Origin of the sequence: Streptomyces sp. NPDC094032, assembly GCF_040303965.1 — a bacterium.
Classification (GTDB): domain Bacteria; phylum Actinomycetota; class Actinomycetes; order Streptomycetales; family Streptomycetaceae; genus Streptomyces.
Genome location: NZ_JBEOUE010000010.1, coordinates 113016 through 138956, shown reverse-complemented (window position 1 = coordinate 138956; position 25941 = coordinate 113016). Strand labels below are relative to the sequence as shown.

The window sequence follows — 25941 nt, the reverse complement described above, 5'->3', positions numbered from 1 at the left end:
GGCCGGTCGGGCAGGCGCCGGGACGGCGGAGGGGAGTACGACCGCGACCAAGGCCGCGGCAGTCAGGGTGATGCGTGACAACACGTCGCTCCAGGGGAAGGAACGGACGGGCCCGGTCCAGGACCCCGGGCCCGTCCGCTGACGACTTCGCCGACTACTTGCCCGCGATGAAGGAGGCGGGGCCGCCGACCTTGTTCCAGATGGTGCCGTTGCCGGTCCACTTGAAGACGGCGTCGCTGTTGGGCGACAGGCCGTAGATCGCATCGCCCGCGACGGCGAACTGGTGGCCCGATCCACCGACCTTGGCCCAGTTGTTGGGGCCGTTCATCTTGTACAGGTCACCGGTGGCGGGGTCGGTGGCGAAGAGGCCGGCGCCGCCCGCGTAGAGGGTTCCGGCAGCCCCACCCACCTTGTTCCAGACCGTGCCGTTCCCCGACCACTGGAACACGCCGGTGCCGTCGGGCGAGAGGCCGAAGAGACCGTTACCGGTGACGGCGAAGGTCTTGGCGGGCCCGCCGACCTTGGCCCAGTTGTTCGGACCGTTCATCTTGTACAGGTCACCGGTGGCCGGGTTCGTCGCGAAGAGGCCCGCTCCGCCCGCGTAGAGCGTTCCGGCAGCCCCACCCACCTTGTTCCAGACCGTCCCGTTCCCCGACCACTGGAACACCCCGGTGCCGTCGGGCGAGAGGCCGAACAGACCGTTACCGGTGACGGCGAAGGTCTTGGCAGGCCCGCCGACCTTGGCCCAGTTGTTCGCACCGTTCATCTTGTACAGGTCACCGGTGGCCGGGTTCGTCGCGAAGACTCCGGCTCCGCCCGCGTAGAGCGTTCCGGCGGCGCCACCCACCTTGTTCCAGGCCGTGCCGTTCCCCGACCACTGGAACACGCCGGAACGATCCGGGGACAGGGCGAACAAGCTACTGCCGGCGGACACACCGCAGTTCGTGCTCGTCATGGTGATGGGGTTGTTGGGGTTCATGACCAGCGGCCCCTGCCCCTGAAGCACGGGGTTGACGATGTGCTGGTTGTCGGCGTCCTGGTCGCTGTTGGGGTTGTAGAGCTGCTCGTAGTGCAGGTGGGGCTTGCCCTCCGAGCCGACGTCACCCATGTAGCCGACCACGTCGCCGCGCTCGACCCAGGTACCGGCCGGCGCCACGCCCGTCATGTGCATGTACGTGGTGAACCAACCGCCGCCGTGCCGGATCTCCAGCCCGCCCGGCGAGAAGTTCTCGTGCACGTAGCCGTCGGCCGAGGCCAGGACGGGGCTGCCCACCGGCATGCCCTGCCGGTACATGTCGATCTTCTTGTCGTCGGGGTTGTGACCTGCGTAGGTCTTCAGCTCGATCACGCTGTCGCAGGGGAACGGAAGTAAGAAGTCCGGCCGGTCGGCCGCAGCGCTCGCATGCGGAGCCTGGGCGGCGGCCGAAGCCGGCGAGGGCGCGGTCGGTGCGAGCAGCAGTGCTGCTGCCACCGCTGCCAGGAGGCCGACCCGTGTGATTCTCATGCGTCTCCTTGGAGTAGGGGGCTGATGGCCGTGCGTCTCTGAGCCGCGGAACGGCGTCAGTATGGTTCCGAGGCATCTCGATATGGAATGGATTTCTAGAAAACTGTTTCAGTTTGGCGGGATGATGCCGCTGGCTTCGCACCCGACCGCCCGGAGGGGGCAGGTGAGCGGGAGGGCGCGCTCACCTGCCCGGCGAGATGGGTGTCGGTGAGCCAGGCGTCGTTCTGAGTAGCCAGGGTCAGAGCGAACAGCCGGGCGCCGGCGGTGGCCTTGGCCTTGCGGAGCTCCTTGTCCGAGATGGCCTTCTGGGCCCAGCCGGAGAGCTTTGAACTCCTAACGGAATGACTCGTCGGGTCGGCTGCCCGGCGTGGGGTGCTGTCGGGCAGCATGGGGCGATGGACTTCGAACAGCCGCTGCCGCGCGAGGTGAAGGTCATCGATTCGGCCTCGTTGCTCAGGTTGGAGGAGCGGGCGGGTGATCTCGGCCTGAGCCAGCGGTTGGACCCGGCGTGGGTACGCGCGCATGCGGCGCCCGACGGCACCCACTACCTGTGGCCGGCCCTGTGGCACAGCCTGTCCCACCGCCCGGACGTTCCACGTCACGTCCGGTGGGAAGCGCTGATCACTCTGCGTACGGGAGACCGTGTGCTGAGCCTGCTGGATGCGATTCCCGACGACTTCACCCCTCTGCCGAAGGTGACCTCACGCAAAGAGGGGACGCAGGTCAGGCGGCTCCTTGACCGAGCGCCTTCGGTCCGGGAATGGCTATTGCGGGAGGGTGAGGGCCCGGGCGAGCTGTGACAGGCGTCGCCAGCAGATGAGCGCGCAACCCAGGGTGAGGAAGGCTTCATGGATGTCGTCGCGGATCTCCCAGCGGATCCGCAGGCGGCGGAACGGGTTCCGGACCAATGAGCCGACGCGGAAGACCTGGGACACCATTCGGCCCTGGGCCGAACGGCACGTTCACCGTCCGTTCCCGGACTTTACCTGGCGCGTGGAGCCCGACCGGCAGTTCCTGCCGCCCAACAGCTGAACCACCCCACCGGCGGGCCCTGCCTCACCGCCCCCAACTTCCACCGCGCGCCCGACCACAGGAGTGCCCGACGCACGTCCGTCCCCCGTCCCCGCTGCCGCGTGACCTGCCACGACGCGCCTTGCGCAGAGCGCCGAGAGCAAGGCCCCTTCCTGACTGGGACGCCGACGAGGAGGAGATCAGCCACCGAGTCAAACGACCTCATCCGGCTCGCCCAATGGCCGGAAGGACGCCGCCCCTAGCCTCCGTCGTCCGGGCGGTGTGCGGGGTCGGGTGCGCACAGCCAGCCGTTGACGGCGAAGCGGCTGTCCGCGTGGTTCTTCCCGGGGCACACGACCGGTCGTACCTCGTGCCAGGCGGTGGGCAGGAAGAACACGATGCTGTCGTGCTCGGGCTCCCAGTCCCGCCAGGTGCGTTCCTCCCACGCCCCGGTCGTCGCGGTGTGCAGTGGCAGGGCGGCGTCGAAGACGCGCAGCTCGCCGCCGGTGAACGGCCGGGGCGTGCGGTGCAGGTAGTACACGAACGTGAGCAGACGCCGAGGGGCGTACGCGACGCTGGTGTCCTGGTGCGGCCGGTAGAAGTCTCCGTCGTTGTGCACATTGAGCCCGTAACTGGCCTCGGTGTACCGGCAGTCGACGCCCAGGGTGTGCTCGACCGCCTCCCGGACATCTTCCACGGCCGCGAGCAACTCGGGCGCCTCGAAGTCCGGGCACGACCGGGACCGGCGCAGGTCGGGGTCCAGCTCCCGGTCCCGGATCAGGGAGGGCTTGAGCCGGTCCCCCGTGGAGGCGACGGCGCGCTCCAGCAGGGTGCCGGACGTCCGCTCGCCGAGGAGCCCGGTGATGCGGCAGACCGTGACCGGAACCCGGAAGACCGCGTCCGTGGACAACTGCGAGGGACTCTCCGCCGTCATCGCCCCGCCTCGGCCGTGACCATGGCGTCCCGCAGCCGGGACACCTCGGCCTCCAGTTCCGTCACGTGGCGATGGAGCGCCTGGACGCAGACCAGGGCCACGCCGAGGCCGTCGACGACCGGGATCCTGGTGTCGTCGCGGTTGAGGCCGAACGCCGCGTGCCAGTCCTGGGCCATCGGTCCGAGGTGACGTACGTCCTCGGGCTCCCAGACATAACGCCAGGTACTGATGGGCAGCGTGGCCACCGTCTCCAGGACCTGGTACCCGTTGACGGCGCCGACCGGGGCCACCGCGCCACCCTCGCGGACGCCGGCCTCACCACGGACCTCGGGACCTCGGTCGGCCGCCCGGGAGCGCCGGGGGAAGAGCCGCATCGTCACCGGCTCCAGTCGACCGGGACCACGTCCTGCTTGAGCCCGCGGTCACTGCAGATGGAGCACGGGCTGGCCGGCACCCCAGGACCCTGGTCCGTGCCGACGGTGATCGCCCCGTGGGCTCCGACCGGGGCGTGGACGCCGTCGCCCTGGAGCGCCGCTTCGTAGCCGCCGAGGAGCTCCTGGAGGGTTCCGGGACCCAGGTTCTCCGGGGCGGTGATCGCGGCCACGCCGTCGTAGTCGGTGTAGGCCGCCCCGAGCGTCCGGCCACCGATGGTGGCGAACACGACCTTCACGCCCCGGATGGGCTCCCCGGTGATGGCGTCGGAGGCGATCGCGTGGAGGTTCTCCAGTTGCATCTGGGTGATGTTCAGGGTCGCCTGGCTGGCCACGAGCCTGACCGGCTTCAGGCTGGGGCATTCCGCGCCGCTGCACGGTACGGGCGACGACGTGACCGCGGTCGCGGGTACGGCGCTCCCCGCGCCCAGCGACGCCAGAGCGGCTGCCATCACCGCGGCTGTCCTGCGACCGACATAACCCATGTCCACTCCCCATCGACTTGCCGCCCCCTTTGGGCGACACGAACGACCGTAGCCACACCCGTCCGAAGCGAACATCCGATGAAAGCGAGTACGCACCATCTGATGAGTCGGCGGCGGCACCGTGACGAACACGGCCGATTCATACCGGCCAACGCAGGGCCTCATCGAACGCCGGATCAGGGAGCGGCCTCTGGCTCTCTGGGTGCGGCGGCCGCCTTGGTCATCATGCCCATCCCAGGATCCGGACCATACGCGGTCCAACGCCCCGCCCACGACGCGCCGAACCAACATTCCTCCAGGTCAGGCGGGACCGAAAGCGGGCGGCCTCTGGTCGTCCCCGGCGGGACCGACGTCGCCGTTCCGCCACTCGGGATCGTAGGCGCAGGGCACGGTCGCGCCGCCGGTGAAGTACTCCCGGTCCGGATACCAGGTGAAGGACATGCGCTCGTCGCCGTCGGCCCGCTGGACGAACAGCTCCCAGGTCCCGCCGCGCTCGCCTTCGCTGTACGACGTGACCTTCCAGCCGCTGTCCGTGAGGAACCCGCGCAGTCTGCGGAGACCGGGGACCGCCTGGCTCGCCGGCACGTGGTCCAGGGCCCACGCGTGGCTCATCGCGTAGGCGCCTTCGACGGTCTTGTCCTCCAGCCCCAGCAGACCTCCGTCGTAGCAGAAGGACGAACCGAACGTGTTCTCCGTGCTGACGCCGACGTCCTGGACTCCGGGTTCGATGGTCCGCGTGAACCCCATGACCTCGTAGGCCTCCTGCGAACGCTGGAAGGCGCGCTTCGCCATCTCCTCGGGCGCGGCACGAGGGAAGTCCGTCGACCCCCACGAGCCCCATGTGAGCAGGACGAGCGCGATCACCCCGACGAGCGCGGCGCCGGCGCATCCCAAGGGGCGCCGCACGCGAGAGGGCGCCCCGGACCCGGTCGAGTCGGGGTCGGAGGCGGGGGCGGGGGCGGGGGACGGCACGGTCTCGTCGGGCATACGGGGACTCTACGTAAACGGAGTGCCGCGGCGGATGGGTGCGGCTACCGGGCTCGGAGTGAGTACGCGTACTCACTCCGAGCCCCACGAGTGGCGCGAGCGGGGCCCCGGGGTGCACGCTGATAGAGGGGATGTCGACGGCCGCACGCCCGCACACAGGAGGCGAACGGCATGGCCGAGAACATCATGAAGGGTCAACAGAACGACCTCAGTTCGCTCATGGAGCGGGCGTCGAAGCGCGATCTCACCGTCCCCTTCGAGGGCTACAGCCGCGATGACGGAAACATCCCGGGAAACATCCTGATCGTCGAGTCCGGCGACTGCGTCTACTCCTTCGCCAAGTCCGACATCATGGACCGGGAGAGCATCGGCGAGAACCGGATCAGGGTGTACGTGCGGGCGGGGGCCACGGCCTTCCGCCTGGGCCGGATCCGCGCCGGCGAACCGCATGACATCTTCATGGTCGCCATGGAGGACATCGCACCGCCGACCAGCCCCGGAATGCCGGGCGACCCTAGGCCGGCCGGCGGCCCCGTCGGCCTCGCGAACGCCGAGGCGATGGAGCACCTGGCCCCTCCACCGGCCGTGGACGTGCCAGGCGCGCCGCGCTACGCGGCGGCTTTGCCCGCCCCTCCCCTCTCCACCGTCGGCAGCTGCTGGACGAACAAGTGCGTCGGCGGCGACGCCTTCGTCAACAACTGCGCCCACTTCCTCTCGGACGCGTTCATCCGCGCCGGGTACACGGAACTCGCCGACCCCAACCCTTACATCGAGGCCCGCTGCTCCACGTACGCCCACCGGCCCATACGAGCGCGGAACATGTGGTCCTGGTTCAAGTCGAAGGCGGTGCGCACGAGTTACACGCCGACGCAGAACACCGGCTGGTGGGCCGTCTTCCAGCTCGACGAGAGCGTGTACTGGGGCGGTCATGTCGTTCTGTACGACTCCGACACCTCGACCTACTACGGCACCGGCTGGCACGGCACGTGGAACCAGTACATGTACCAGTGGTGAGGGATCGTCACCCGTCGCCCATCCGGCCCGAGGCGAGCCGTAGCGACGTCGCCGAGTAAAGGTTTATGGCCTCGGTGCGTGCGTCGGCCAGATCGGTCGGCCAGGCCCCCTGTGGGGCGCGAGAGGCGGCACCCGTACGGCATGCCTCGGCTGCGGTCGCAGAACGGTGCAGGGCGTCGGTCCAGCGGCGGCCCAGGTCCTCGTCGGGGAACGGGCGGGCCTGGAGCGCCCGTTCGGCCGATGAGCGCAGGGCGGTGCAGGCGGCCACGACATCGTCGATACGTGGCGGAGTGGTACGGATCAGGCGGGCGGCCAGGTTGTGGTGGCCCACCACGTCGGTGAAGAAGGGGTTCTCGGTGCCCTCCCAGGCGCGGAGCTGGAGCGCCCGGATCCGGTCGGCGGTCGATTCCCCGGTGAGCACGCCCCGGTGGGGGCGGAGCACCAGGGCGGGGTCGCCCGTCAGCTCCTGGCTTGCCGAGCAGGACGCGACCGTGGTGGCCAGCAGGAGTCCGACGCCCGCACGAGCCGCCCAGGTACGGACGGGCGTGGCGGCCCGTCCCCGGGGCGGCCGGGGGCGCAGCCGGACGGGCCGGCGGACGACGTACGCGAGGAGCGCCGCCGGCACGGCGGCGAGCGCGGCGGCGAGCGACCCCAGCGAGACGGTCTCGGAGAGCACCGGATGGATCGCCGCGAGTTCGGGCGAGTACAGCCCGCACGAGGCGGTGGCCACAAGCCCTCCGCAGCCGCCGAAGGACATCAGGCCGAGGAAGCCGACCAGTGCGGTGGCCTGGGCGACGGCCGCCGCCGTCAGCGCGCGGGGCAGCCAGAGCGGGCCCAGGCGTATCGCCGTCAGCACGGCGGCCAGGGCGGAGCCCGCCCAGAAGGCCATGGCGGTCCACCAGACCAGGAGCGTCCGGCGGGCGGACTCGGGCAGCGGAGTCCCGGGCCGTAAGGAATCCGCCGACGAGAGCAGCACGAACAGGACGACGCAGACCGCGAGACCGCACATCAGTCCGAGCGTCGCCACGCCGCCGAAGCCGGCGCGCTCCGCGCGCATGGTCACCGAGCGCATCCGGTAGAGGGGGCCGCGACCGTAGAACCGTGGGAGCTGGACGAGGACGACGAGGAACCAGGCGGCGATTCCGAGGAACGCCATGGAATCCCGGGTGGCGGGCGCACCGACGTACTGGATCGTGCCCGCCATGACGCGCAGGGTCGTGGGATGCGTCCGCGCGAGTTCGGGCAGTTCCCCGGCCAGCGACTCCAGTGCGGATCCGAAGGGATCTCCGGCCAGGGCGGTGAAGGCGTCATCCACCCACCACTGGAAGAGGGCGACTCCGAACAGACAACCGGGAAGGGCGGTGAGCCAGACGGCGGCGCGCGGCCGCGCGCCCTGAAGCAGGCAGAGGTGGCTGATCTGGTCGACCCACCCGACCCAGAGCGCACCGCACAACGGCAGGGCCAGCAGAACGACGGGCGCTTCCGGCGCGGTGGGCCACCAACGGCTGCTGTGGCCCACTCCGGCGACGAGCTGGCCGAGGAACAGACCGCCTCCGAACGCGAGCCCGGGGGCGGGGCTGGGGCCGTACTCCCGTACCAGGTGGGCGAAGCGGGCACGGAGCTGGTCGTGCCAGACGGCGAAGAAGAGGATGCCGGCGGCGATCATCGCGACCGTCGACGCTCCCAGGCCGGGGCCCCAGGCCCGAACGACCGTGTGCACCGAGATCATGGCCGTGCAGCCGATGAGAAAGTACTGCAGGGGGCTCAGCCCGCGCAGGGTGAACGGGCGGTGCAGCGCCCGCAGCCGTTCCTGCCAGGTGGGGTGGGGGCTGAGCAGCGCCAGGGCGCGGGCAGCCGGAAGGAAGTGGGCTGCCGAGCCGGACGCGTTCGGACCGGGTCGGCTGCGCGCGGCCTCGGCGGCGGCCGCCTTCTCCCACACCTCGATGCGGGCGCCGGCCGCCACCGCGTCGACGTCGGCGACGAGTTCACGATGGCGCAGGGTGGCGGCGCGCATCAGCACCACCGCGGCGACCAGCAGCAGCGCCTTGGCCGTCTGCCGTGTCAGTTCCGGCAGGGCGGCGGGCCAGAGCCTGTCGTCGAGGCCCGGGAAATTCCCCGTCGCCGCGACCCATACGAAGGAGCCGCCGACGATCACGGTGTACGGGACGAGCACCACGGCCAGGAAGGCTCGCCAGAGCGCGAGCACCGAGTAGGCGAGGCCGACGTCCATGGTGCGGATGTGGGCGAGTTCGTGGAGGACCACCGCTCGGAAGCGTTCGGGGGCCGTGCCGCGTACGGTGAGGAGCCCGGCGTGCAGGGAGACGACCGGAGCGCGGGCCCGGCCGAAGACGACGGCGCCAGCGTCGAGTGCCGTGCAGTCCACGACGAAGCGTGGCGGGGTGAGCACCAGGTACGACGAGTCGAGACTGCCGTGGTGTTCGGCGTGTCCGGCCAGGGTGACGAGTTCGTCCAGCTCGGTGCGCAGACCGGCCGGGTCGAAGACCGCGTCGAGGTCCTCCAGCGCCACCAGGCCGCGCCGGCGCTCGCGGAAGCGGGGCAGCAGCCAGTAGAGGACCGTGGCGGTGGCGAGCAGGGCAGCCGTGCCGGCGTACCCCCAGTCCCGGATTCCGCCCCGTACGGGTTCGGTGAGACAGGACTCGGCGAGCGGAGACCCGCCGCGACCGGCGAGGGCGTCACGCCAGAAGGCGCTGTCGTCACCGACGGCGAACCAGCAGCCCAGACCGGTGCCGTCGGCGAAGAGCAGGGAGGCCGCGGTGTTCGTCATCTCCAGGGCGGCGGTGAGCATACCGACGGCGAGCAGGGCGAAGCGCAGAACGGTCCCCGAGGGAAGACCCGGCCGCCCGCTGCCGTCCTCGTCGTGGGGACCGGTGAGGTGGGGATACGGGAAAGTGCCGTACGGGTCCGGGCCGGTCACGCCCCGGGCCTGTCGTCCGACGTGGTGCCACCGCCGTCCCCGTCCCGACCCGTACCCGTGCCCTCGGACGTGGGCCGCGCCAGAATCAGCCGCGCAACCACACGATCCGCCAGCCTCTCCGCGTCCTCGGCTGCGAGCCCTGCGGTCCGGGCGTCCTCGGTCACCCGGCGGTGGACCACGTCCAACTGGTCCCGGGACAGCTCCGGAACCTCCGTGGCGGACTCCGCGGACGGGCGGCGCAGCAGCCTGCGCGTGACCCCGGCCAGCCGCGCGTAGGCCGAGCCGACGGAGGACTGCACCGCGGAGCGACAGGCCTCGTCGACCGCCAGCCACACCACGGGTGTCACCACCGCGGCCACCTCGGCGAAGCCGAAACCCAGTGGTTCGCCCTTGCGCCGTCCGCGCAGGATCCTGACCACCTCGGCATCGTCGACATGGGCCAAGGCCGCCAGCACCGGCACCTCTTCGGGCGCGTACCCCGTCACGACGTCCCCGACCACCACGCGCACGACCGTGGTCCCCATCCCGTACCACCCCCGTTCCGGCGCCGCCCGACCCGACGCCCCCGACATCAGTCTGACGTGTTCTACCCGGTCCCGCCCGGACAGATGGTCGGCGCACTCACTCCTTCCGGTAACACCGACCGCCGCACCGTCACGCCTCTCCCCCAGCTCGGTTACGTAGGAGCACTCATTGAGCCGGGCCCGGACGACGGGCCGTACACGACAGGTGACAGACATGCGCACTGAGGCCGCCAAGCGGGTCGAGCTGGTCTTCTCCCTCTTCGACGCCAACGGGAACGGGGTCATCGACTCCGGTGACTTCGACCTCATGACGGGACGCGTCCTCAAGGCGGCGGTCGCGTCGGACGCCGACGCCAAGGAGGCCATCCGGTCCGCGTTCGGCAACTACTGGACGACGCTGGCCACCGAGCTGGACGCCAACGGCGACGGCGTGATCACCGTCGACGAGTTCCGCCCCTTCGTTCTCGACCCCAAGCGTTTCGGCCCCACGGTCACCGAGTTCGCCGTGGCGCTCTCCGCGCTCGGCGACCCGGACGGGGACGGTCTGATCGAGCGCCCCCTCTTCCTGTCGCTGATGACGGCGATCGGCTTCGAGGAGCCGAACATCCACGCGCTCTTCGACGACTTCGGCCCCGACGCCGAGGACCGCATCGCGGTGGCCACGTGGGCCGCCGGCATCGAGGACTACTACGCGCCGGACCTGGCCGGGATCCCCGGTGACCTGCTGGTCGGCACCCCGGCCGCCTGACCCGCCCCGCCGGCGGGTGTCCCGGGGCGGCGCCGAGCGCCCCGGGACACCGGCGGCCCGCCGGACGTCACGGTCCGGGCTTGTGGGCGAAGACCCAGCGGTTCCCCTCCAGGGCGTCGTTCGGCTCGGGGAGCGGGCCGCGCCCGTGCCGGCGGGTGAAGTCGAAGGGCGTGTGCATGGACGTCGACCAGCCCCGGGCCGTCAGACGGCCCGCCGAGTCGGGACGCGGGCCCAGGTCGAAGAGGTCGAGCAGGTCGATGCCGATCTGCTCCCGCGTCGCCGTGTAGATCGCGCTGTCGCGGTACGCCAGCAGGTCCTTCTCCAGCTTGGCCTCGAAGGCCAGCGCACTGCCCCCGGTGGTCAGCCGGTCCACCGTGTCGACGAGGTACGTCTCGGCGGCGCCCGGCAGATAGAAGAGCAGCCCCTCGGCGAGCCAGACGCTCGGCGCGGCCGGGTCGAAACCGGTGGAGGTCAGCGCGGTGACCCAGTCCTCGCGCAGGTCGACCGGTACGGGGACGCGCTTGGTCCTCGGGGCGGCCGACAGGACCGTGAGCACCCGCTGTTTGAAGGCCAGCACGCCCGCCCGGTCGATCTCGAAGACCACGCAGTCGGACGGCAGGTCCAGCCGGAAGGCACGGGTGTCCAGTCCCGCGCCCAGCAGGACCACCTGGCGGGCGCCGTCGTGGACCGATCCGAGGACGAAGTCGTCGAGGACCCGGGTGCGCAGCCCGAAGTAGCGGGCGAACCTCCCCCACAGCGGGTTGTCGTCCCCTTCCGGGACCTGCCCGATGCGTACCGGCCACTCCGCGCTCGCCGCCGCCGCGCGTACGAAGTGTTCGGCGTGGACGTCCTGGGCCAGGCTGTCGTGGCGATGCGTCTCGATCGCCCGGGCCGCGGCGACCAGGAGCGCGGTCAGGCCCACACCGCCGTCCACGCCACCGGGATGGAGGGGCTCCTGGGTGGTGAAGGTTTCGCTCATCGGTCTCTTCTTTCCGGCAGCAGGACGGGTTTGACCACGCGGCCGGCGTCGCAGTCGCGTTCGGCCTCGTTGACATCGGCCAGCGGGTAGGTGCGGATCAGCTGGTCGAAGGGGAAGCGGCCGGCCTGCCAGAGGCCGGTCAGCCGGGGTATCAGCAGTCCGGGCACCGCGTCGCCTTCGCAGATGTGACGGATCCCGCGGCCCCGGTCGAGCGTGCCCGGTTCGAGCGCCAGCGGGGTGTGGAGGCGTGCCACGAGGCCCAGGGTGCCGGTGGGGCGCAGCGCCTGGAGCGCGTCGTTGATGAGCGGGGCGGAGGCCGTGGTGTCCAGGGCGTACTGGGCTCCGCCGTCGGTCAGTCGGCGGATCCGCTCGGGCAGTCCGCGCGATCCGGCGGGCAGCGGGGTCGCCCCGAAACGTTCCGCCAGCTCCAGCCGCGCGGGATGCCGGTCGACGGCCACCGTCCGCACACCGGCGGCGGTGGCCGCCATCACCGCGGCCAGGCCCACCGCTCCCGCGCCGAGGACCACGAGGGTGTCGCGGGGTCCCGCGCCGAAGGTGTTCAGCACGGCTCCGGCGCCGGTGAGGAAGCCGCAGCCGAGCGGGCCGAGGAGTTCGAGCGGCAGGGCGGGGTCGACCCGTACGGCGTTGCGGGCCCGGACGAGCGCGTACGCGGCGAAGGACGACTGGCCGAACCACCGGGGAGCCAGCGCTTTTCCGACCGCGTCGGTGAGCCGTGGCGGCTGCTCCTCGCGCCCGCCGAAGAGGTTGAGGGAGGCGAAGGAGTCGCAGTAGGCGGGGGCGGCGGCCCGGCAGTTGCGGCAGTGTCCGCAGGAGTCGAAGCTCAGCACGACATGGTCGCCGACGCCGAGCGCGTTGTCGGGTCCGCCGCCGGTCGCCACCACGACCCCGGCGCCCTCGTGGCCGAGGACCGCCGGCAGCGGGCTGCGGCCGGCCGATCGCCGTACCGCGAGGTCGGTACGGCACATCCCGGCGCCCGCGATCTCGACCAGGACCTCTCCCGGGCCGAGCTCCGTGCGCAGAGCCACTTCCTCGACCGTGAACGGCTCCTCGTACGAGCGCAGTACGGCCGCCTGGAACCTCATCGTCACGCGGGCTCCTCCCTCGGGCGGTGGACGACGAACGGCCGCAGGTTGCCGTAGAGACCCCACGGTCCGCCCGCGACACCGACGCCGCTGTCCTTGACACCCGCGAAGGGCTGGGCGAGGGAGAGTTCGGCGTGGTGGTTGATCCAGGCCGTGCCGCATTCGAGCCGGTCAGCCACGGCCTCGGCCCGGTCGAGATCGGTGCCCCAGACGGAGCCGCCGAGGCCGAAGCCGGTGCCGTTGGCCGCGTCGAGGGCCTCGTCGAGGGTCCGGTACGGCAGGACCGGCAGGACCGGTCCGAACTGTTCCTCGGTGACCACCGGACTGTCGGGCGGGACGTCGGTGAGGATCGTGGGGGCGAAGAAGTACCCCGCTCCTTCGAGCCGGTGGCCGCCGGCCGCGGCCCGCGCGCCGGCCGCCAGGGCCTGCCGTGTGACCTGCTCGACCCGGGCCAGCTGGTGAGCGTTGTTGACCGGACCGATCCGGGTGTACGGGTCGAGTCCGGAGCCGACCGCGACGGTCTTCGCCCGCTCGGCGAGGGCCTCGACGACGTCGGTGTGGAGCCGGGCGGGGACGTAGACGCGCTTGACCGCCATGCAGACCTGCCCGCAGTTGCGGAACGCGGCCCAGAACAGGCGGTCCGCGATCCGGTCCACGTCGACGTCGTCCAGGAGGACGGCGGCGTCGTTGCCGCCGAGTTCCAGGGTGACCCGGGCGAGCGAGGCGGCCGCCGCTCCGGCGACGGCCCGCCCGGTGGGCACCGAGCCGGTGAAGGTGACGTGCCGGATGTCCGGGTGGGCGGCGAGCCGGGCGCCGAGGGGTTCGCGGCCGGTCACGACGGTCAGGACGTCCTCGGGCAGGACGGTGGCGAGGACGGAGCCGAGCAGCCGGGTGGCGAGCGGGGTGTGCGGGGACGGTTTGAGGACCACGGTGTTGCCGGCCGCGAGTGCGGGCGCGAACTTCGCCGCCGCGAGCTGGATCGGGAAGTTCCACGGCACGATCGCGGCGACCGGCCCGACGGGCCGCCAGCGGACCTCGCTGTGCACGGGGCGGCCGTCGTCGATCCGGCGCGTCCGGGGCGCCAGTTCGGCGAAGTAGCGCAGCCGGGCCGCCGTACGCGCGACTTCGGCGTGCGACTCGGCCAGGGGCTTGCCCTGCTCCCGTGTGAGCAGCCGGGCCAGGTCGTCGCCTGCCGCCTCGACGGCGTCGGCGGCGGCGCGCAGGGCGGTGGTACGGGCGGCGGCGTCGGCGCGCCAGCCGTGCCAGGCCCGTTCGGCCCGGGCGACCGTCTCGTCCAGCTCGTCCGGCCGCTGGTCGGGGGCCTCGTCGAAGGCCTCCCCGGTGGCCGGGTCGACGACGGCGAGGTGTGCGGCGCGATGCCCGGGGAGGCCACCGGCTTCGGGTGTCGGCATCCCGGTGGTCAGTTCACGGCCGGGGTGCCGACGGCGTGCTCCCGGGCCTGCCGGTCCATCTCCGCCCGGAAGGCGGCGATCAGATCCGGCTGGATCCGCCCGGCATTGCGGTCACCGCCGGAGCAGACCGCTCCCCGCACGCCCACGATGTCGGTGCCGATACGGGTCAGCGGACCGAGATCGGCCTGCTTGACGCTGCCCGCGAGGGCGGCGAGCAGACCGGAGGCGTGGGCGCGCCGGACGAACTCGCCGCAGGTGTCGGGCGGGACGTGGTCGAAGAGCCGGGTGCCGTCCTTGATCGCGGTGTCCAGCATGGCCGCGTCGGCACCGGCGCGGGCGGCGATGTCGGGCAGGGCGAGCGGGTTGACGCAGCCGACGCGGTGGGCGTCGGCGTACCCCGAGGCGACGACGAGCGCCTCGGGACGGTGTTCCTTCACGGCGCGGACGACCGCCCGCATGACGTCGACGCCCTGCTCGGGAGTCGTGCAGCCGTACAGCCCGACCTTGATGTACGTGGCGCCGGAGACGACCGCGCCGAGCGCGGCCTGCGCCACCGTGCCGGGCTTGTACGGCACGTCCCCCACGGTGGCGGACACGGGCTTGTCCGACGGGACCGCGTCGCGGATCTCCCGGATGACCCAGGGGAAGTTGGCGCCCAGCGAGCCCTCGTCGGGTTTCTTGACATCGACGATGTCGAGGTGTTCCGCGGCCTTCGCACAGGCGAGGGCTTCCTCGACACCGTCCGGGGAGATGAGAAGCAACACCATGAGCTCCTTCCGCCGCGTACCCACCTGGCCGAGGACGGGGGTGTGCGGATCGCCTGGTTCCTATGCGGTCCGCTCATCCTTTCCGTCGCCCCGCGGGCACCGACAGGGCGCGCGGAGCTCCCAGGGGGCGCGCGAGGGCACGCCCCCTGACGAAGCGTGCACCGCCGCGAGCCCCCTTGGCCTGATTCCATCCGACCGGAAACAGACTGTTACCCCTCGCGCACACACCGTAGAAACATGGCTGCCCTATGCCATTGGCTGATTTGGATCCTAGGAGACCACCATGAGCCGTATCCGCACCACGACCATGGCCCTCGCCGGCGCCGCCGCGATGTTCGCCCTCAGTGCCGCCCCCGCCCAGGCGGCCCCGGGTGACGTGACGACCACGTGCGCGAGCACCGCCACCCCGTCCGGCTACGTCGACGTCAGCTGGGGCTACAGCGCCAGCTGCGGCACCCAGAACTTCGACCCGAACATCAAGCAGATCAAGCAGCTCACCGGTCTGCCCATAGGCACCGTCGTCCAGGCCTGCGGGTCCACGTACTACCCCGTCGGCTGGACCGCGACCAGCTCCTACTACAGCAGCTCCTGCGTCGCCTGGCCGAACTCCGGCTTCAACAACAACGCCTGGACCCTCAAGCGCGTGTCCTGATCACACCGCTCGATCTCCGCCGCCCTCAGGGCCGGCCCCAGGTGACCGGAATGCTCTCGTAGCCGGTGAGCAGTCGGTCGGGGAGCCAGCGCAGTTCGTCGTCCGGTACGGCGAGGCGCAGGTCCGGGAGGCGGCGGAAGATCGCCGGGAGGGCGATCTGGAGCATGAGCCGGGAGATGGGCGCGCCCAGGCAGCGGTGCATGCCCACACCGAAGGTGAGATGGGCCGTGTCGGGGCGGTCGAAGTCGAGGGTGTCGGGGCGGTCGAAGCGTTCGGGGTCCCTGTTGGCCGAGGGGATGGCCGAGAGGACCGGACTGCCCGCGGGGATGCGTACTCCGGCGATCTCCACCTCCTCGGCGGTGATGCGCAGAAGGCTGGATTCCACCGCGTTGGTGTAGCGCAGGAGTTCCTCGACCGCCGGGCCCGGGTCGTCGGCCGCGAGGAGTTCGGGGATCCGGTCGGGGTCCTGAAGCAACGCGACGACACAGAGGCCGAGTTGGTAGACGACGGTGTGGAGGCCGCCGATGAGGAGGAACATCACCAGCGCTTCGAGTTCGAGTTCGGTGATGCGTTCGTCCTCGTAGCACCGTCGGGCGAGGGCGGTGAGGACGTCGTCGCCGGGGTCGCCCAGGCGCTCCTGGATGACGCCCTTCAGGTAGGTGTGGAGCAGGGCCCTGGCCTCGTCCACCTCCTCCTGGGTGTGCCCGCTCAGGTCGGTGAGGGTCTTGGTCCAGCTCAGCAGGTCACCGGAGTCGCTGAACGGGATGCCGAGGTAGGTGAGCAGCACGGCGGCCGGCAGGTCGTGGCAGAGCGTGCTCATGAGATCGACGGGGGGCTGTGCGGCCGCGGTCTCCGAGAGGATCCGCTCGGTGACCTCCTGGATGCGGGGGACCAGCCGTTCCACGCGCTCCGAGGTGAACTCGGGCGCCACCACACGCCTCAGCCGGGTGTGCTCCGGGCGGTCCATGTTGGAGAGCGTGGACAGCAGGAGGTGTTCGGCGAGGCCGATGGTGCCGAGTTCGAGTCCGGCCAGTTCCAGGCGGCGTGAGTAGCGGGGGTCGACGAGGACGCGGCGGGCGTCCTCGTACCGGGTGATCAGGTAGGCCGTGTCACCGCTCGGCATGGTGACGGGGACCACGGGCGAGTCGGCACGGAATCCGGTGTAGGCACCGGGGGGCTCCGTGGCGGGGACCCGGGGCAGCGGAAAGCGATAGGGGCAGGACGGATCGGGCATGGCGGGTTCCTGAGTTCGGCGGGGGCGTCAGGACGCCGGTACCGGGTCGGTTGCGCGGGAGACGGTGACGGCGTGCTCGGTCAGGACCTCGACCAGGGCGGCCGACACGCGGTCGGCTTCCTGCGCCGTCATGACCAGGGGCGGTGCGAGGGTGAGGGCACGGGGTCCCCCTCGGACCAGGACGCCGGTACGGTCCCTGATGAGGTCGGCGAGGGCGTACGTCCCGTGGGGAAGGGGCCGGCCCAGCTCCTGGTCGGCCACCACTTCGATGCCGATCATCATCCCGTGCTGCCTGACCTCGCCGACGAGGGGCAGGTCGAGCAGCGGAGCGAGTCCGGTGGCGATCCGGGACCCCACCGTCCAGGCGGCGGCCAGGAGGGATTCGCGTTCGATGATGTCGAGGTTGGCCTCGGCGACCGCGCAGCCGGTGGGGTGTGCGGAGTAGGTGTGCCCGACGGGGTATCCGCCGTCGGCTCCGAGCACATCGGCGATCTCGTGGGTCAGGAGCACCGCGCCGAGCGGGAAGTAGCCGCTGGTCAGCCCCTTGGACAGAACGGTGAGATCGGGCCGTACGCCCATCTCCCCGGCGGCGTACCAGCTTCCCGTGCGGCCGAAGGCGGTCACCACCTCGTCCATGATGAGCAGGATGCCGTGGGCGCGGAGCAGTTCCGCCACCCGGGGCCAGTAGTCGGGCGGCGGGGCGACCATGCCGCCGAGGGCGAGGACCGGTTCGCCGATGAGGGCCGCGATGCGGTGGGAACCGATCCGGTGGATCGTCTCCTCCAGCTCACGCAGGCAGAACGCGGTGACGTCCTCGTTCCCGGCCCTTCCCGACGACCGGGCGTGCACGTAGGGGTAGGGGGCGGTGAGCCGGTGGACGTGACCGGGCTGCGGCCCGAAGCCGCTGGCGTACGGCGGGAAGTCCGAGAGTTCTCCGCTGGCGTAGCCGGCCCCGTGGTAGGCACCCGTACGGGTCAGGACCCAGGTGCGGTCGGGGGCGCCGCGCCGGTGGTGGAAGTTGCGTGCCATGCGGAGCGCGGTCTCGGTGCCCTCCGAGCCGCCGCTGGTGAAGAACGCCCGGCCGGTCCCGGGGGGCGCGAGCCCGACGAGCCTCTCCGCGAGGCTGATCGCGCGGTCGTGGGTGAAGTCCCAGAAGGCGGTGGAGTACTCCATGCGGCGCATCTGCCGGGCGGCGGCCTCGGCGATCTCCGGTCGTCCGTGTCCCACCTGGCAGAGCCACATCCCGGCGGTGGCGTCGAGGTACTCCCGGCCCTCGGCGTCCCGCAGGACGCATCCCTCCCCTTCCACCATGACGACGCGCCGAGGCTGGGAGTCGGGGAGGAAGGGGTGCAGGACGGCGGAGCGGTCACGCTCCTCCCAGGTCCGGTGCGGTGGAATGAGCGAGGACATGCGGGCCTCCTTCGAGGTCGTACGGCCTTCCGGGGGAAGGCGGGGACGCGGGTGCGGGCACCTGGAAGGACAGGTCGGCCACGCGCAGGGTCGTGGGGGTCAGGCGGGCCCAGCGAAGGTCCGGGCCCGGCCGGAATCGAGGGTCCCAGGCGGTCTCGTCGGGGCCGAGGTAGCGGGTGAGTTTGCGGCGGGCGCGGTCGGGGCCGCCGGTGACGACCGCCCCGGTGCCCCGGGCGATGACCTGGCGGGTGCGCCCGGTTTCGAGGTCGCACTCGTCCACCACCAGGCTGAAGGCGGGGTCGGCGCGGAGCCGACGGGTCAGGGTGGACCAGGATCCGGTGATCACCCAGAACTCGGAGTCCTCCCACAGGTACCAGACGGGCTGGATGACCAGGGGCTGGGTGGCGAGCCGGGCCACAAGCGGGCGGGCGAGGAAGGCCTCCGGGGCGAAGGGGGCGTCCTCGGCCCCGCGCAGCCCGTAGGGCCCGACCCTCAGGGTGACGGTGGCGCTCAACGTCGTACCTCCGGTGGGCCGGTGAGGGCGGCGGCGGGTTCCCACTCCGCCTCCGCGGGGCGTGGTACGCGGGTTTCCCCAATCGCGCGGGCGAGCCGGGCGCAGCCCTCTTCGAGGAGGTCGTGGGGGGCCGCCGAGTACGAGAGCCGCAGGGTGGGGGCGCCGTCGCCGCCGGTGTGGAAGGCGGCGCCGGGCACGAAGGCCACCTGGTGCGCGAGCGCGCGGTCCAGCAGCCGGGTGGCGTCCGTGCCGTCGGCGAGCGTGGCCCAGACGAAGAACCCGCCCTCGGGTTCCGTGAAGGTCAGCAGCCCCTCGCAGTGCGCGCGCAGGGCGGCGGTGAAGGTGTCCCGGCGCCTCCGGTAGACGCCGCGCAGCCGCTCGTACCGGCGGGCGGGCAGGCCGTCCGTGGTCAGGGCGGTGTGCAGCACGGTCTGGAGGAGCGCGGAGTTGCCCAGGTCGGTCGCTTCCTTGAGCCGGGTCAGGACCGGGCGCAGCGGTTCGGGAGCGAGTAGATAGCCGGTGCGGGCGCCCGGGAAGAAGGTCTTGGAGAAGCTGCCGAGGCGGACGGCGCGCCGGCAGAGCCCGGTGAGCGTCGAGGACGGCGGCGGGGCTCCGAAGTGGAGTTCGTGGTACGGGTCGTCCTCCACGACGACGCAGCCGTGCCGGTCGGCGAGGGCGGCCAGCCGGGCGCGCTGTTCGCCGGTGAGCGTCGCGCCGCTGGGGTTGGCGAAGGAGGGGACGACGTAGAGCATCCGGACCGGGGCGAGACGTTCCAGCACGCGGGCGAGCTCGTCAAGACCCGGCTCTTCGGTGAGGGGGGCGGGGACGATCCGTGCGCCGTGCATGCCGAGGATCTGGAGGGCTCCGCTGTACGCGGGCCGGTCGACCACCACGGTGTCGCCCGGGTCGAGCAGCGCCCGGCACACCAGGTCGAGGCCCTGCTGCGAGCCGTGGGTGACGATGACCTGTTCGGGTCGCCAGGTCCGGCCGGTCCTGCGGGTCTCGTCGTCGGCGATCCAGGCGCGCAGGTCCGGCAGGCCGACCGGGTCCGTGTACTGAAGGGCCTGCGGGGCCCGGCGCATCGCCCCTGCCACGACGTCCTGGAGCTCGTCGTCGACCAGCGCCTCGGTGGCGGGTGAGCCCGCCGCGAGTCCGATGGCCCGGCTGCGTGCCGCCATGGCGAGGGCGTCGGCGATGGCGGAGGGGCCGCAGTGCGCCGCCCGGTCCGCGACCCGCCAGGGCCTGTCGGCCTCGGCGGTGGCGGTGGCGGGCGCGTCGCGGGGGCTCACCGGTGGGCCACCGCGGGGAGGACGTCCCGGCCGAGGAGGTGCACCGTGCGCGCGGCCTGCCGGTGTGTGATGTCCCCGAAGCGTACGTGCAGGCTGATCTCGCCTCCCGGGTAGCGGTCGGCGACCTTGTTCAGGGCCTGGATCGCGGCGTCGGGGTCGCCGACGACGACGTTGCCGGCCTTGAGCAGGTCCTCGAAGGTGAGGGAGCGGACGGCGGCCTCCATGAGCTCGTAGCCGGGGTACTGGTCACTGCTGACGCCGCGCCAGCTCGCGTACGCCTCCAGTTGCTTCTCGCGGTAGGCGTCGAAGTGGGCCTCGGCCTCGCGCAGCGCGGTGCCGTGGTCCTCGGCAACGTAGGCGTGATAGCTGACGTGCAGCTTCGGCACGTCCCGGTGGCCGTGGGCCTCGCGGGCGTTCCGGTACACCCTGAGGAGTTCCGCGAGCCGCTCGTGGCTGGCGACGACGGGGATGATCATCAGGTGGTGGCCCTGCTCGCCCGCCCACTGGAAGGAGTCCTGGGAGGCGGTGGCGGCGATCAGGACCGGCGGGTGGGGCGTCTGCACGGGCCGGGGCAGCAGCGGGGGCAGCGGCCCGAACGTGTGGTGGGTGCCCTCCCAGCGGAATCCGGACTCGGTCCAGAGTTTCACGACGGCGCTGACGCCCTCCCGCATGCGGGACTTGCTCTCGGCGAGGGGGATGTCGAACGCGGCGAACTCGGTGGGCAGGAAGGCCCGTCCGAATCCGGCGTCGAGCCGTCCCCCGGAGAGGTTGTCGAGCGTGGCGAGCGACGCGGCGAGTTTCACGGGGTGGGTGAAGGCCGGCACGCAGGCGCCGGTGACCAGGCGCAGCCGGGTGGTGCGCTGGGCGACGGCGGCGAGGAACGTGATCGGGTCGGGGCTGTAGCCGCCCCAGGGGTGGAAGTAGTGCTCGACGGCCTTGGCGTGGGCGAATCCGAGGCGGTCGGCCGTCTCGCACAGGGAGAGGCAGTCCGCGTAGTACTCGGAGGCCGCCACCTCGTCCGGCGAGAGGGTGGGCAGGAAGTTGAGGCCGATCTTCATGAGGGTCCGTACGGTCGGGCGGCGCCCCGTCGGCCGCGATGCCGGGCGGGCCGGGCATCGCGGCCGACCTGGCACCGCGCGGGGTCACGGGCAGGTGATGTTCTGGGACAGGCTCAGGTTGAGGAAGGCCCGCTCGGTGTACTCCTGCCGGCCGAGCATGTCGCCCGTCGCGCGGGCGACGTCGTCGGGGATGATCCGGGGGGTGCCGGCGGCTTCGGCCAGGAGTTGCACCTCGGCGGCGCGTTCCATGGCGACGTGCAGCCAGGCCGCCTCGGCGACCGACCGCCCGCCCGTCACGAAACCGTGGCTGGGCAGGATGACGCCCACGCCCTCGCCCAGGGTGGCTGCGATGGCCTTGCCCTCCTGGCGGTCGGTCACCGGGCCTCCGAAGTCGTCGAAGACCGCGTGCCTGCCGTACAGCAGACACGCGTCCTGCGTGATCGCGTCCAGGGGACGGGCCAGCGTCGACCAGGCCTTGCCGTAGCGTGAATGGGTGTGCACGAAGGCCGTCAAGTCCGGCCGGGCCCGGTGCAGTTCGCCGTGCAGGGCGTCGACCGAGGGATTGACCGTGCCGTCACCCGACACGACCTGTCCCGCCGGGCCGACGAGCAGCAGGTCCTCCACCCGGATCTGCGTGAAGTCCGGGCCGAGCGGGTTGACCCAGTAGTGGTCGGGCCTGCGGGGGTCGACGGCGCTGAAGTAGCCGGCCAGGCCGTGGCTGAAGCCGAGGGCGCCCAGCGTGCGCAGCGCCGTCACGAGCGGGCGCCGAGGGTCCCCGTCGTGGGCGGGGCCGGTGGCGGGGGCGGTCATGAGGCGGATCCGTCGCGGCCGGCGCCCCTGCCCTGGGCGGGGACGTCGTAGACGCAGCGGAAGCCGACCTCGTTGTGCCGGTCGGTCAGGAGGTCCTTGCCGCGGTAGTAGGTGGTCATGCAGACGGGCGGCGAGGTCCAGGTGCCGCCCTTGAGCACATGGAAGGCCTCGGGACGGTTCATGAACTCGATGCCCTTGCGTCCCGAGAAGAAGGGGTTCATGTCCTCCCGGGTGAAGAAGTTGGTCCGGGTGATCTCCCAGACGTTGCCGGACATGTTGAGCACCCCGTACGGGCTGGCCCCCTCCGGGAGCGAGTCGGCGGCCACCACGGGCTCCGGCGGCCAGCTCAGGGAGGTGCGGACGAGGAGCCGCTCCAGCTCTTCCAGGTCGCGGGGGGCGGGCTCGGGGTAGGCCGTCTCGATGCCCCGGGCACGCGCCGGGTCCCATTCGTCCCCCCAGGGGAAGCGCCTGCCGTCCTTGCCCCGCGCGGCCATCTCCCACTGGTCCTCGCTCGGCAGCCTGCCGCCGGCCCAGCGGGCGAAGGCCCAGGCGTCGTACCAGTCGACGCCGACGACCGGGAAGGACGGGTCGTTGAAGCGCGGGTCGCGCCAGTGGGCCGGGGTGTAGTCCTTGCCCTCGGGCTCGTCCGGGTGGGCGAAGGTACGGGTGCCGCGGGCCTCTTCGAGGAAGCGGGCGTAGCGTTCGTTGGTCACGGCGCACCGGTCGATGAAGAACGGCGGCAGCTCCACGACACGCATCGGATTGTCCGTGTCGTCCATCTGGAACGGGCCGGTCGCCTCCTTCCGCGCCCCCGCGATGAACGGGCCGCCCGGCACCAGCACGGCCCCCGACACCTGGGGGTCGCGGCGGGCGGCGGCCACTTCGCGGTGCATCGGAGCGAAGAGCTCGTCCTCCAGCTCCCGCAGCCGCTCCGGGTCCCGCGAGTCGAAGATCTCCCACAGGGCCCGCTTGGTCAACGCCGCTCCGCAGCCCACCGGCTTGCGGCTGTAGCCGGGGCGGCTGAAGTTGCTGGGCCAGCCGGAGATCCGGATGAGGTGCTCCGCGGCCTCGGGCATCTTCAGCGCGCCGATGACCCGGATGGCGGTGAAGGCGACCCAGTCGACGTCGTCGTGGGTGGCATCGCAGATCGCCCGCCTGGCGGCGGGTACCTCGGCGAAGTTCTCGGCGAGCGCTTCCACGCACAACCGCCGTACGTTCCAGTCGCCGTGGCCGGTCGCGGCCGAGCTGAGCAGCTCGGCGAGGTGGGGCTCCGCGGGTCGGCCGGACAGCTCCTTCTCCAGGAGTTCCAGCTGCCCGGCGTAGGCGTCCGCCGGAAGAGCCGCGAGCACGGAAGCGTCCGGCAAGCTGTACTGCATGATGTCGTCGTCCTCAGTGAGAATGGGCAGCGCGGGTCCCACCGGGTTGCCCCGGTGGGACCCGCGCCGTGAATCCGGTTCAGCGAACCGGGTTCACCACTTGGTCTTGGCTTCACCCGCCTCGCGGGAGCCCAGGAAGTCCTCGGCGTTCATCTACGTCACCCCCTCCCCCGTCTCGTGCTCCGACACCGATCACGGCCGGTTCAGACCGAGGCGAACGGACGGTTCGCCGCGTCGGGGTAGCAGAGCTTGAACCGCTCATCGCGCAGCTTCTGCTCCTGCTGGTGGATCTTCACCATCTGCGCGACGTTCTCGCGAGGCACCGACAGCAGGTCGGCGACCTCGTGGATCTTCTCCAGCTCACCGGCGGCGAGGGTGCCGTCGGCGGCCGAGACGCGGACGGTGTCGTAGACGAGACAACCGCCGGACTCCCGCGCGCCTTCGGCGTTGCTGAGTACGGTCCGGAGGTCCTCCTCGCCGTCGTACGTCTTGAGCAGCTCGACGACCTCGTCCGGGCCGTGCATGCCGGCGATCAGGCCGATCGCGTACTCCCGCTCGGCCTTGGCCAGGTCACCGTCGCCGGCGGCGCAGATGAGCAGGGCCTTGCCGTACGCCTTGAAGTCGGTGGCGCTGGGCGGGTTCTTGAAGCCCCAGAACTCCTGGAAGATCCAGGTGAGCCCGATGGTCTCGGGACGCTCGGTGGCAACGGACATGGTGGGACACGCCTCCTTGTGGGCGGCTCCTCGAAAGGAGCGACCAGACATCGACGAGCACGCCTCGCGCACAGCGGGAAACGTCTCGTCGCCTCACCTTGTGAGTCCGGTTCGATCGACCGGACCCGCTCTGCTTCCGTGCGCACCTTGTGCGGCCGAGCACGGCTCGTCCACTGAGCTTCCTGGTGATCACGGGAACTTCGCTCGGAGGAGATGCTAGGAGGATCACGGCACCACTCGATCTTGCTCGGCAATCGGGTCACGGGACAAAAGACCAGGTGGGAGCCGTGGCATGGGTGTCGTTGGCGGGGTGACAGTTCACCAGATCAGGGGAAACAGACCGCGTGGGCGGTTACAGGCGGCTTGAGAGGAGATGGGCGGTCAGCGGGACAGTCGGGCGAGCACCGGTGCGATGCCGTCCTCCAGGGCCAGGCCGTCGGCGAGGGCGCGGGCGCGCGCCCGGTGGGAGTCGTCCCGCGTCGCGCGGCGCAGAGCCTCGGCCAGGGTCCCGGAGGTGAGGCGGGGCAGCGGCACCGCCACGGGCGCGGTGCCCAGCGCGGTCAGCCGGGACGCCCAGAACGCCGCGTCGAACTGGACCGGCACCGGGACGCTGGGCACCCCGGCCCGCAGGACGGCGCCCGTCGTGCCCGCTCCCGCGTGGTGGACGACGGCGGCCGTCCGGGGGAACAGCAGGGAGTGCGGCACCTCGTCGACGGTCAGGATGTCGTCGCCCCCGGCATCGAGCCCCGCCCAGCCTCGCTGGACGATCCCCCGCACGCCGGCTGCGCGCAGCGCGGTGACGATCTCGCGGCTCACCCGCTCGGGGTCGGGAACGGTGGCACTGCCCAGTCCGACGAAGACCGGCCGGGGCCCGGCGGCGAGGAAGTCCTCCACCTCCTGGGACAGCCGCCCGGTCTCGTGCGGCCACCAGTACCCCGTCACCTCCAGTCCGGCGGGCCAGTCCCGTGGCCGGGGGACGACGAGCTCGCTGTAGCCGTGCAGCACGGGCCGCTCCCCGCGCCCCCGGGACCTGCCCGTCGTCGCGAGCCCGTACCGCCGCAGAGACCGTACGGCGCCGGAGAACATCCAGTCCACGGACGCCATGACCGCCCGTCCGCTCAGCCGGTTCCCCACCGCGCCCAGTGATCGCGTCCCCAGGACGGGGGCGGAGAACTCCCGGGTCGGGTGCAGCGGTTGGAGGTGCAGCCCCAGGGCGGGTACGGACAGGCCGTCGGCGATGGCGTACCCGAGGGGCCCCAGCGCCCCGCCGACGAGCAGGACCTCGCCGTCCCTCGCCACCTCCACCAGGGCCGCCGTCATCTCGTCGACGGCACTCCGGGCCATCGACGCCAGCTGTACGAGTTTTCCCGCACCGGTCCGCGCCTGATGCAGCCGTCGGCCCCGCGCGGAGTGCAGTTCGGCGCGCGGGTCGACCGGCAGCGGGTGGAACCGTATCCCCGACCCCGCCACGAGCGGTGCGAACACCGCGTGCGTCGCCAACGTCACCTCGTGCCCGGCTCGTACGAGACCGGCACCCAGACCCGTGTACGGCGCGACGTCACCCCGCGAACCCGCCGTCATCATCACGATGCGCACCCCGCCAGTGTGCCGCACGGGGCGGCGCCTGGGGGCGTCGGCGCGGAGCCGTGTCCGCGACAGCACTCGCGCGCTCCGTCACCCATCGTGGCCTTCGATCCGCGCGGGGTCGGGGGGAGCAGGCCGGCCCTGACCTGCGTCGCCCAGGGCGGGACGAGCCTGGGCACCTCGTACGCCGAGCAGTTCGCGCGCCGGGTCCGCGCGATGGTCCTGGACGGGGCGGTCGACCCGTCGCTGGACTGGAGATACGTACGATGATCGACCGCCTGATCCGGCCAACATGGGCCGAGCCGCTGCCGGTTGACGGCTCGGACCAGGGCCTGGCCGACGCGTTGCGCGAGGCGGACGGCGAGGACGGCACGAAGGTGGCGGCGCTCGTGGCGGGAGAGGCGCCCGGGGCGACGTGCGCTCCCTGACCGGGCCGAGGCGCCGCCTCGATCACTCCCTGGGGTGAT

General features: G+C 71.9%; 26 protein-coding genes and 1 pseudogene. 6 read left to right on the top strand and 21 right to left on the bottom strand.

What is annotated here, in order from left to right; translation table 11 throughout:
- Positions 1-154 precede the first annotated feature (154 nt).
- Positions 155-1504: a peptidoglycan DD-metalloendopeptidase family protein gene (locus tag ABTZ54_RS16790; RefSeq protein ID WP_351663391.1), complete on the bottom strand. Its 1350-nt coding sequence runs from the start codon at positions 1502-1504 to the stop codon at positions 155-157.
- Between the two features lie 395 nt (positions 1505-1899).
- Between ABTZ54_RS16790 and ABTZ54_RS16785 the strand changes: the two genes are divergently transcribed.
- Positions 1900-2304 (top strand): HlyD family secretion protein, encoded by a 405-nt coding sequence (locus ABTZ54_RS16785; protein WP_351663388.1) that lies wholly within the window; start codon positions 1900-1902, stop codon positions 2302-2304.
- Here the strand turns inward: ABTZ54_RS16785 and ABTZ54_RS35705 are convergent.
- From ABTZ54_RS35705 to ABTZ54_RS16765, 5 genes and pseudogenes are all read right to left on the bottom strand, one after another.
- Positions 2269-2397: pseudogene (locus tag ABTZ54_RS35705) on the bottom strand (IS5/IS1182 family transposase); the annotation flags it as partial. The gene ABTZ54_RS16785 and the pseudogene ABTZ54_RS35705 overlap by 36 nt on opposite strands.
- A 377-nt stretch (positions 2398-2774) precedes the next feature.
- A complete protein-coding gene (locus tag ABTZ54_RS16780) occupies positions 2775-3449 on the bottom strand; it encodes a 2OG-Fe(II) oxygenase (RefSeq protein ID WP_351663385.1) in 675 nt (224 codons plus the stop codon).
- Positions 3446-3823, bottom strand: a complete 378-nt coding sequence (locus ABTZ54_RS16775; RefSeq protein WP_351663707.1) for a tail fiber domain-containing protein — start codon at positions 3821-3823, stop codon at positions 3446-3448. The genes ABTZ54_RS16780 and ABTZ54_RS16775 overlap by 4 nt, the downstream gene beginning before the upstream one ends.
- Positions 3824-3825: 2 nt before the next feature.
- Positions 3826-4332 carry a hypothetical protein gene (locus tag ABTZ54_RS16770; protein WP_351663382.1) on the bottom strand — a complete coding sequence of 169 codons (507 nt, stop codon included), beginning with the start codon at positions 4330-4332 and terminating at the stop codon, positions 3826-3828.
- Between the two features lie 333 nt (positions 4333-4665).
- Positions 4666-5352 carry a hypothetical protein gene (locus ABTZ54_RS16765; protein WP_351663379.1) on the bottom strand — a complete coding sequence of 229 codons (687 nt, stop codon included), beginning with the start codon at positions 5350-5352 and terminating at the stop codon, positions 4666-4668.
- Positions 5353-5523: 171 nt separating this feature from the next.
- Here ABTZ54_RS16765 and ABTZ54_RS16760 point away from each other — a divergent pair, with 171 nt between their 5' ends.
- Positions 5524-6366, top strand: coding sequence for a hypothetical protein (locus tag ABTZ54_RS16760; RefSeq protein ID WP_351663376.1), 843 nt, complete (start codon positions 5524-5526; stop codon positions 6364-6366).
- Positions 6367-6373: 7 nt separating this feature from the next.
- On the opposite strand, the gene ABTZ54_RS16755 is transcribed toward ABTZ54_RS16760, so the two are convergent.
- Both ABTZ54_RS16755 and ABTZ54_RS16750 read right to left on the bottom strand, forming a co-directional pair.
- A complete protein-coding gene (locus ABTZ54_RS16755; protein WP_351663373.1) occupies positions 6374-9301 on the bottom strand; it encodes a M48 family metalloprotease in 2928 nt (975 codons plus the stop codon).
- Positions 9298-9825 carry a hypothetical protein gene (locus ABTZ54_RS16750; RefSeq protein WP_351663370.1) on the bottom strand — a complete coding sequence of 176 codons (528 nt, stop codon included), beginning with the start codon at positions 9823-9825 and terminating at the stop codon, positions 9298-9300. Before ABTZ54_RS16750 ends, ABTZ54_RS16755 begins: the two co-directional genes overlap by 4 nt.
- A gap of 214 nt (positions 9826-10039) precedes the next feature.
- On the opposite strand from ABTZ54_RS16750, the gene ABTZ54_RS16745 reads away from it, so the two are divergent.
- Positions 10040-10573 carry an EF-hand domain-containing protein gene (locus tag ABTZ54_RS16745; RefSeq protein ID WP_351663367.1) on the top strand — a complete coding sequence of 178 codons (534 nt, stop codon included), beginning with the start codon at positions 10040-10042 and terminating at the stop codon, positions 10571-10573.
- A gap of 67 nt (positions 10574-10640) precedes the next feature.
- Here ABTZ54_RS16745 and ABTZ54_RS16740 read toward each other — a convergent pair whose 3' ends face one another.
- The 4 genes from ABTZ54_RS16740 to ABTZ54_RS16725 are packed head-to-tail and all read right to left on the bottom strand — an operon-like array spanning position 10641 to position 14831.
- Positions 10641-11552: a class I SAM-dependent methyltransferase gene (locus ABTZ54_RS16740; RefSeq protein ID WP_351663364.1), complete on the bottom strand. Its 912-nt coding sequence runs from the start codon at positions 11550-11552 to the stop codon at positions 10641-10643.
- Positions 11549-12655, bottom strand: coding sequence for an NAD(P)-dependent alcohol dehydrogenase (locus ABTZ54_RS16735; protein WP_351663705.1), 1107 nt, complete (start codon positions 12653-12655; stop codon positions 11549-11551). Before ABTZ54_RS16735 ends, ABTZ54_RS16740 begins: the two co-directional genes overlap by 4 nt.
- 2 nt (positions 12656-12657) lie before the next feature.
- A complete protein-coding gene (locus ABTZ54_RS16730; RefSeq protein ID WP_351663361.1) occupies positions 12658-14067 on the bottom strand; it encodes an aldehyde dehydrogenase family protein in 1410 nt (469 codons plus the stop codon).
- 8 nt (positions 14068-14075) lie between these two features.
- Complete coding sequence (locus tag ABTZ54_RS16725) at positions 14076-14831, bottom strand: (5-formylfuran-3-yl)methyl phosphate synthase (protein WP_351663703.1); 756 nt, start codon at positions 14829-14831, stop codon at positions 14076-14078.
- A 286-nt stretch (positions 14832-15117) separates the two neighbouring features.
- On the opposite strand from ABTZ54_RS16725, the gene ABTZ54_RS16720 reads away from it, so the two are divergent.
- Positions 15118-15486 (top strand): hypothetical protein, encoded by a 369-nt coding sequence (locus ABTZ54_RS16720; protein ID WP_351663358.1) that lies wholly within the window; start codon positions 15118-15120, stop codon positions 15484-15486.
- Positions 15487-15511: 25 nt separating this feature from the next.
- Here ABTZ54_RS16720 and ABTZ54_RS16715 read toward each other — a convergent pair whose 3' ends face one another.
- From ABTZ54_RS16715 to ABTZ54_RS16675, 9 genes are all read right to left on the bottom strand, one after another.
- Positions 15512-16720 (bottom strand): cytochrome P450, encoded by a 1209-nt coding sequence (locus ABTZ54_RS16715; RefSeq protein WP_351663355.1) that lies wholly within the window; start codon positions 16718-16720, stop codon positions 15512-15514.
- A 27-nt stretch (positions 16721-16747) separates the two neighbouring features.
- Positions 16748-18130, bottom strand: a complete 1383-nt coding sequence (locus ABTZ54_RS16710; RefSeq protein WP_351663353.1) for an aminotransferase family protein — start codon at positions 18128-18130, stop codon at positions 16748-16750.
- Positions 18087-18644: a pyridoxamine 5'-phosphate oxidase family protein gene (locus ABTZ54_RS16705; protein WP_351663350.1), complete on the bottom strand. Its 558-nt coding sequence runs from the start codon at positions 18642-18644 to the stop codon at positions 18087-18089. Before ABTZ54_RS16705 ends, ABTZ54_RS16710 begins: the two co-directional genes overlap by 44 nt.
- Positions 18641-19933, bottom strand: coding sequence for an aminotransferase-like domain-containing protein (locus ABTZ54_RS16700; protein ID WP_351663347.1), 1293 nt, complete (start codon positions 19931-19933; stop codon positions 18641-18643). Before ABTZ54_RS16700 ends, ABTZ54_RS16705 begins: the two co-directional genes overlap by 4 nt.
- Positions 19930-20991, bottom strand: a complete 1062-nt coding sequence (locus ABTZ54_RS16695) for an LLM class flavin-dependent oxidoreductase (protein WP_351663344.1) — start codon at positions 20989-20991, stop codon at positions 19930-19932. Before ABTZ54_RS16695 ends, ABTZ54_RS16700 begins: the two co-directional genes overlap by 4 nt.
- Positions 20992-21075: 84 nt before the next feature.
- On the bottom strand, positions 21076-21801 hold the full coding sequence (locus ABTZ54_RS16690; protein ID WP_351663342.1) for a class II aldolase/adducin family protein: 726 nt from the start codon (positions 21799-21801) through the stop codon (positions 21076-21078).
- The gene (locus ABTZ54_RS16685) at positions 21798-23177 is read right to left on the bottom strand and encodes an SUMF1/EgtB/PvdO family nonheme iron enzyme (protein WP_351663339.1); all 1380 of its coding nucleotides are present in this window, start codon (positions 23175-23177) and stop codon (positions 21798-21800) included. The genes ABTZ54_RS16690 and ABTZ54_RS16685 overlap by 4 nt, the downstream gene beginning before the upstream one ends.
- Before the next feature lie 203 nt (positions 23178-23380).
- Positions 23381-23890, bottom strand: a complete 510-nt coding sequence (locus ABTZ54_RS16680) for a tellurite resistance TerB family protein (protein WP_351663336.1) — start codon at positions 23888-23890, stop codon at positions 23381-23383.
- Between the two features lie 381 nt (positions 23891-24271).
- Complete coding sequence (locus tag ABTZ54_RS16675; protein WP_351663701.1) at positions 24272-25471, bottom strand: glycosyltransferase; 1200 nt, start codon at positions 25469-25471, stop codon at positions 24272-24274.
- A 102-nt stretch (positions 25472-25573) separates the two neighbouring features.
- Here ABTZ54_RS16675 and ABTZ54_RS16670 point away from each other — a divergent pair, with 102 nt between their 5' ends.
- A complete protein-coding gene (locus ABTZ54_RS16670; protein ID WP_351663717.1) occupies positions 25574-25744 on the top strand; it encodes an alpha/beta hydrolase family protein in 171 nt (56 codons plus the stop codon).
- Positions 25741-25902: a hypothetical protein gene (locus ABTZ54_RS16665; RefSeq protein WP_351663333.1), complete on the top strand. Its 162-nt coding sequence runs from the start codon at positions 25741-25743 to the stop codon at positions 25900-25902. Before ABTZ54_RS16670 ends, ABTZ54_RS16665 begins: the two co-directional genes overlap by 4 nt.
- Positions 25903-25941 lie beyond the last annotated feature (39 nt).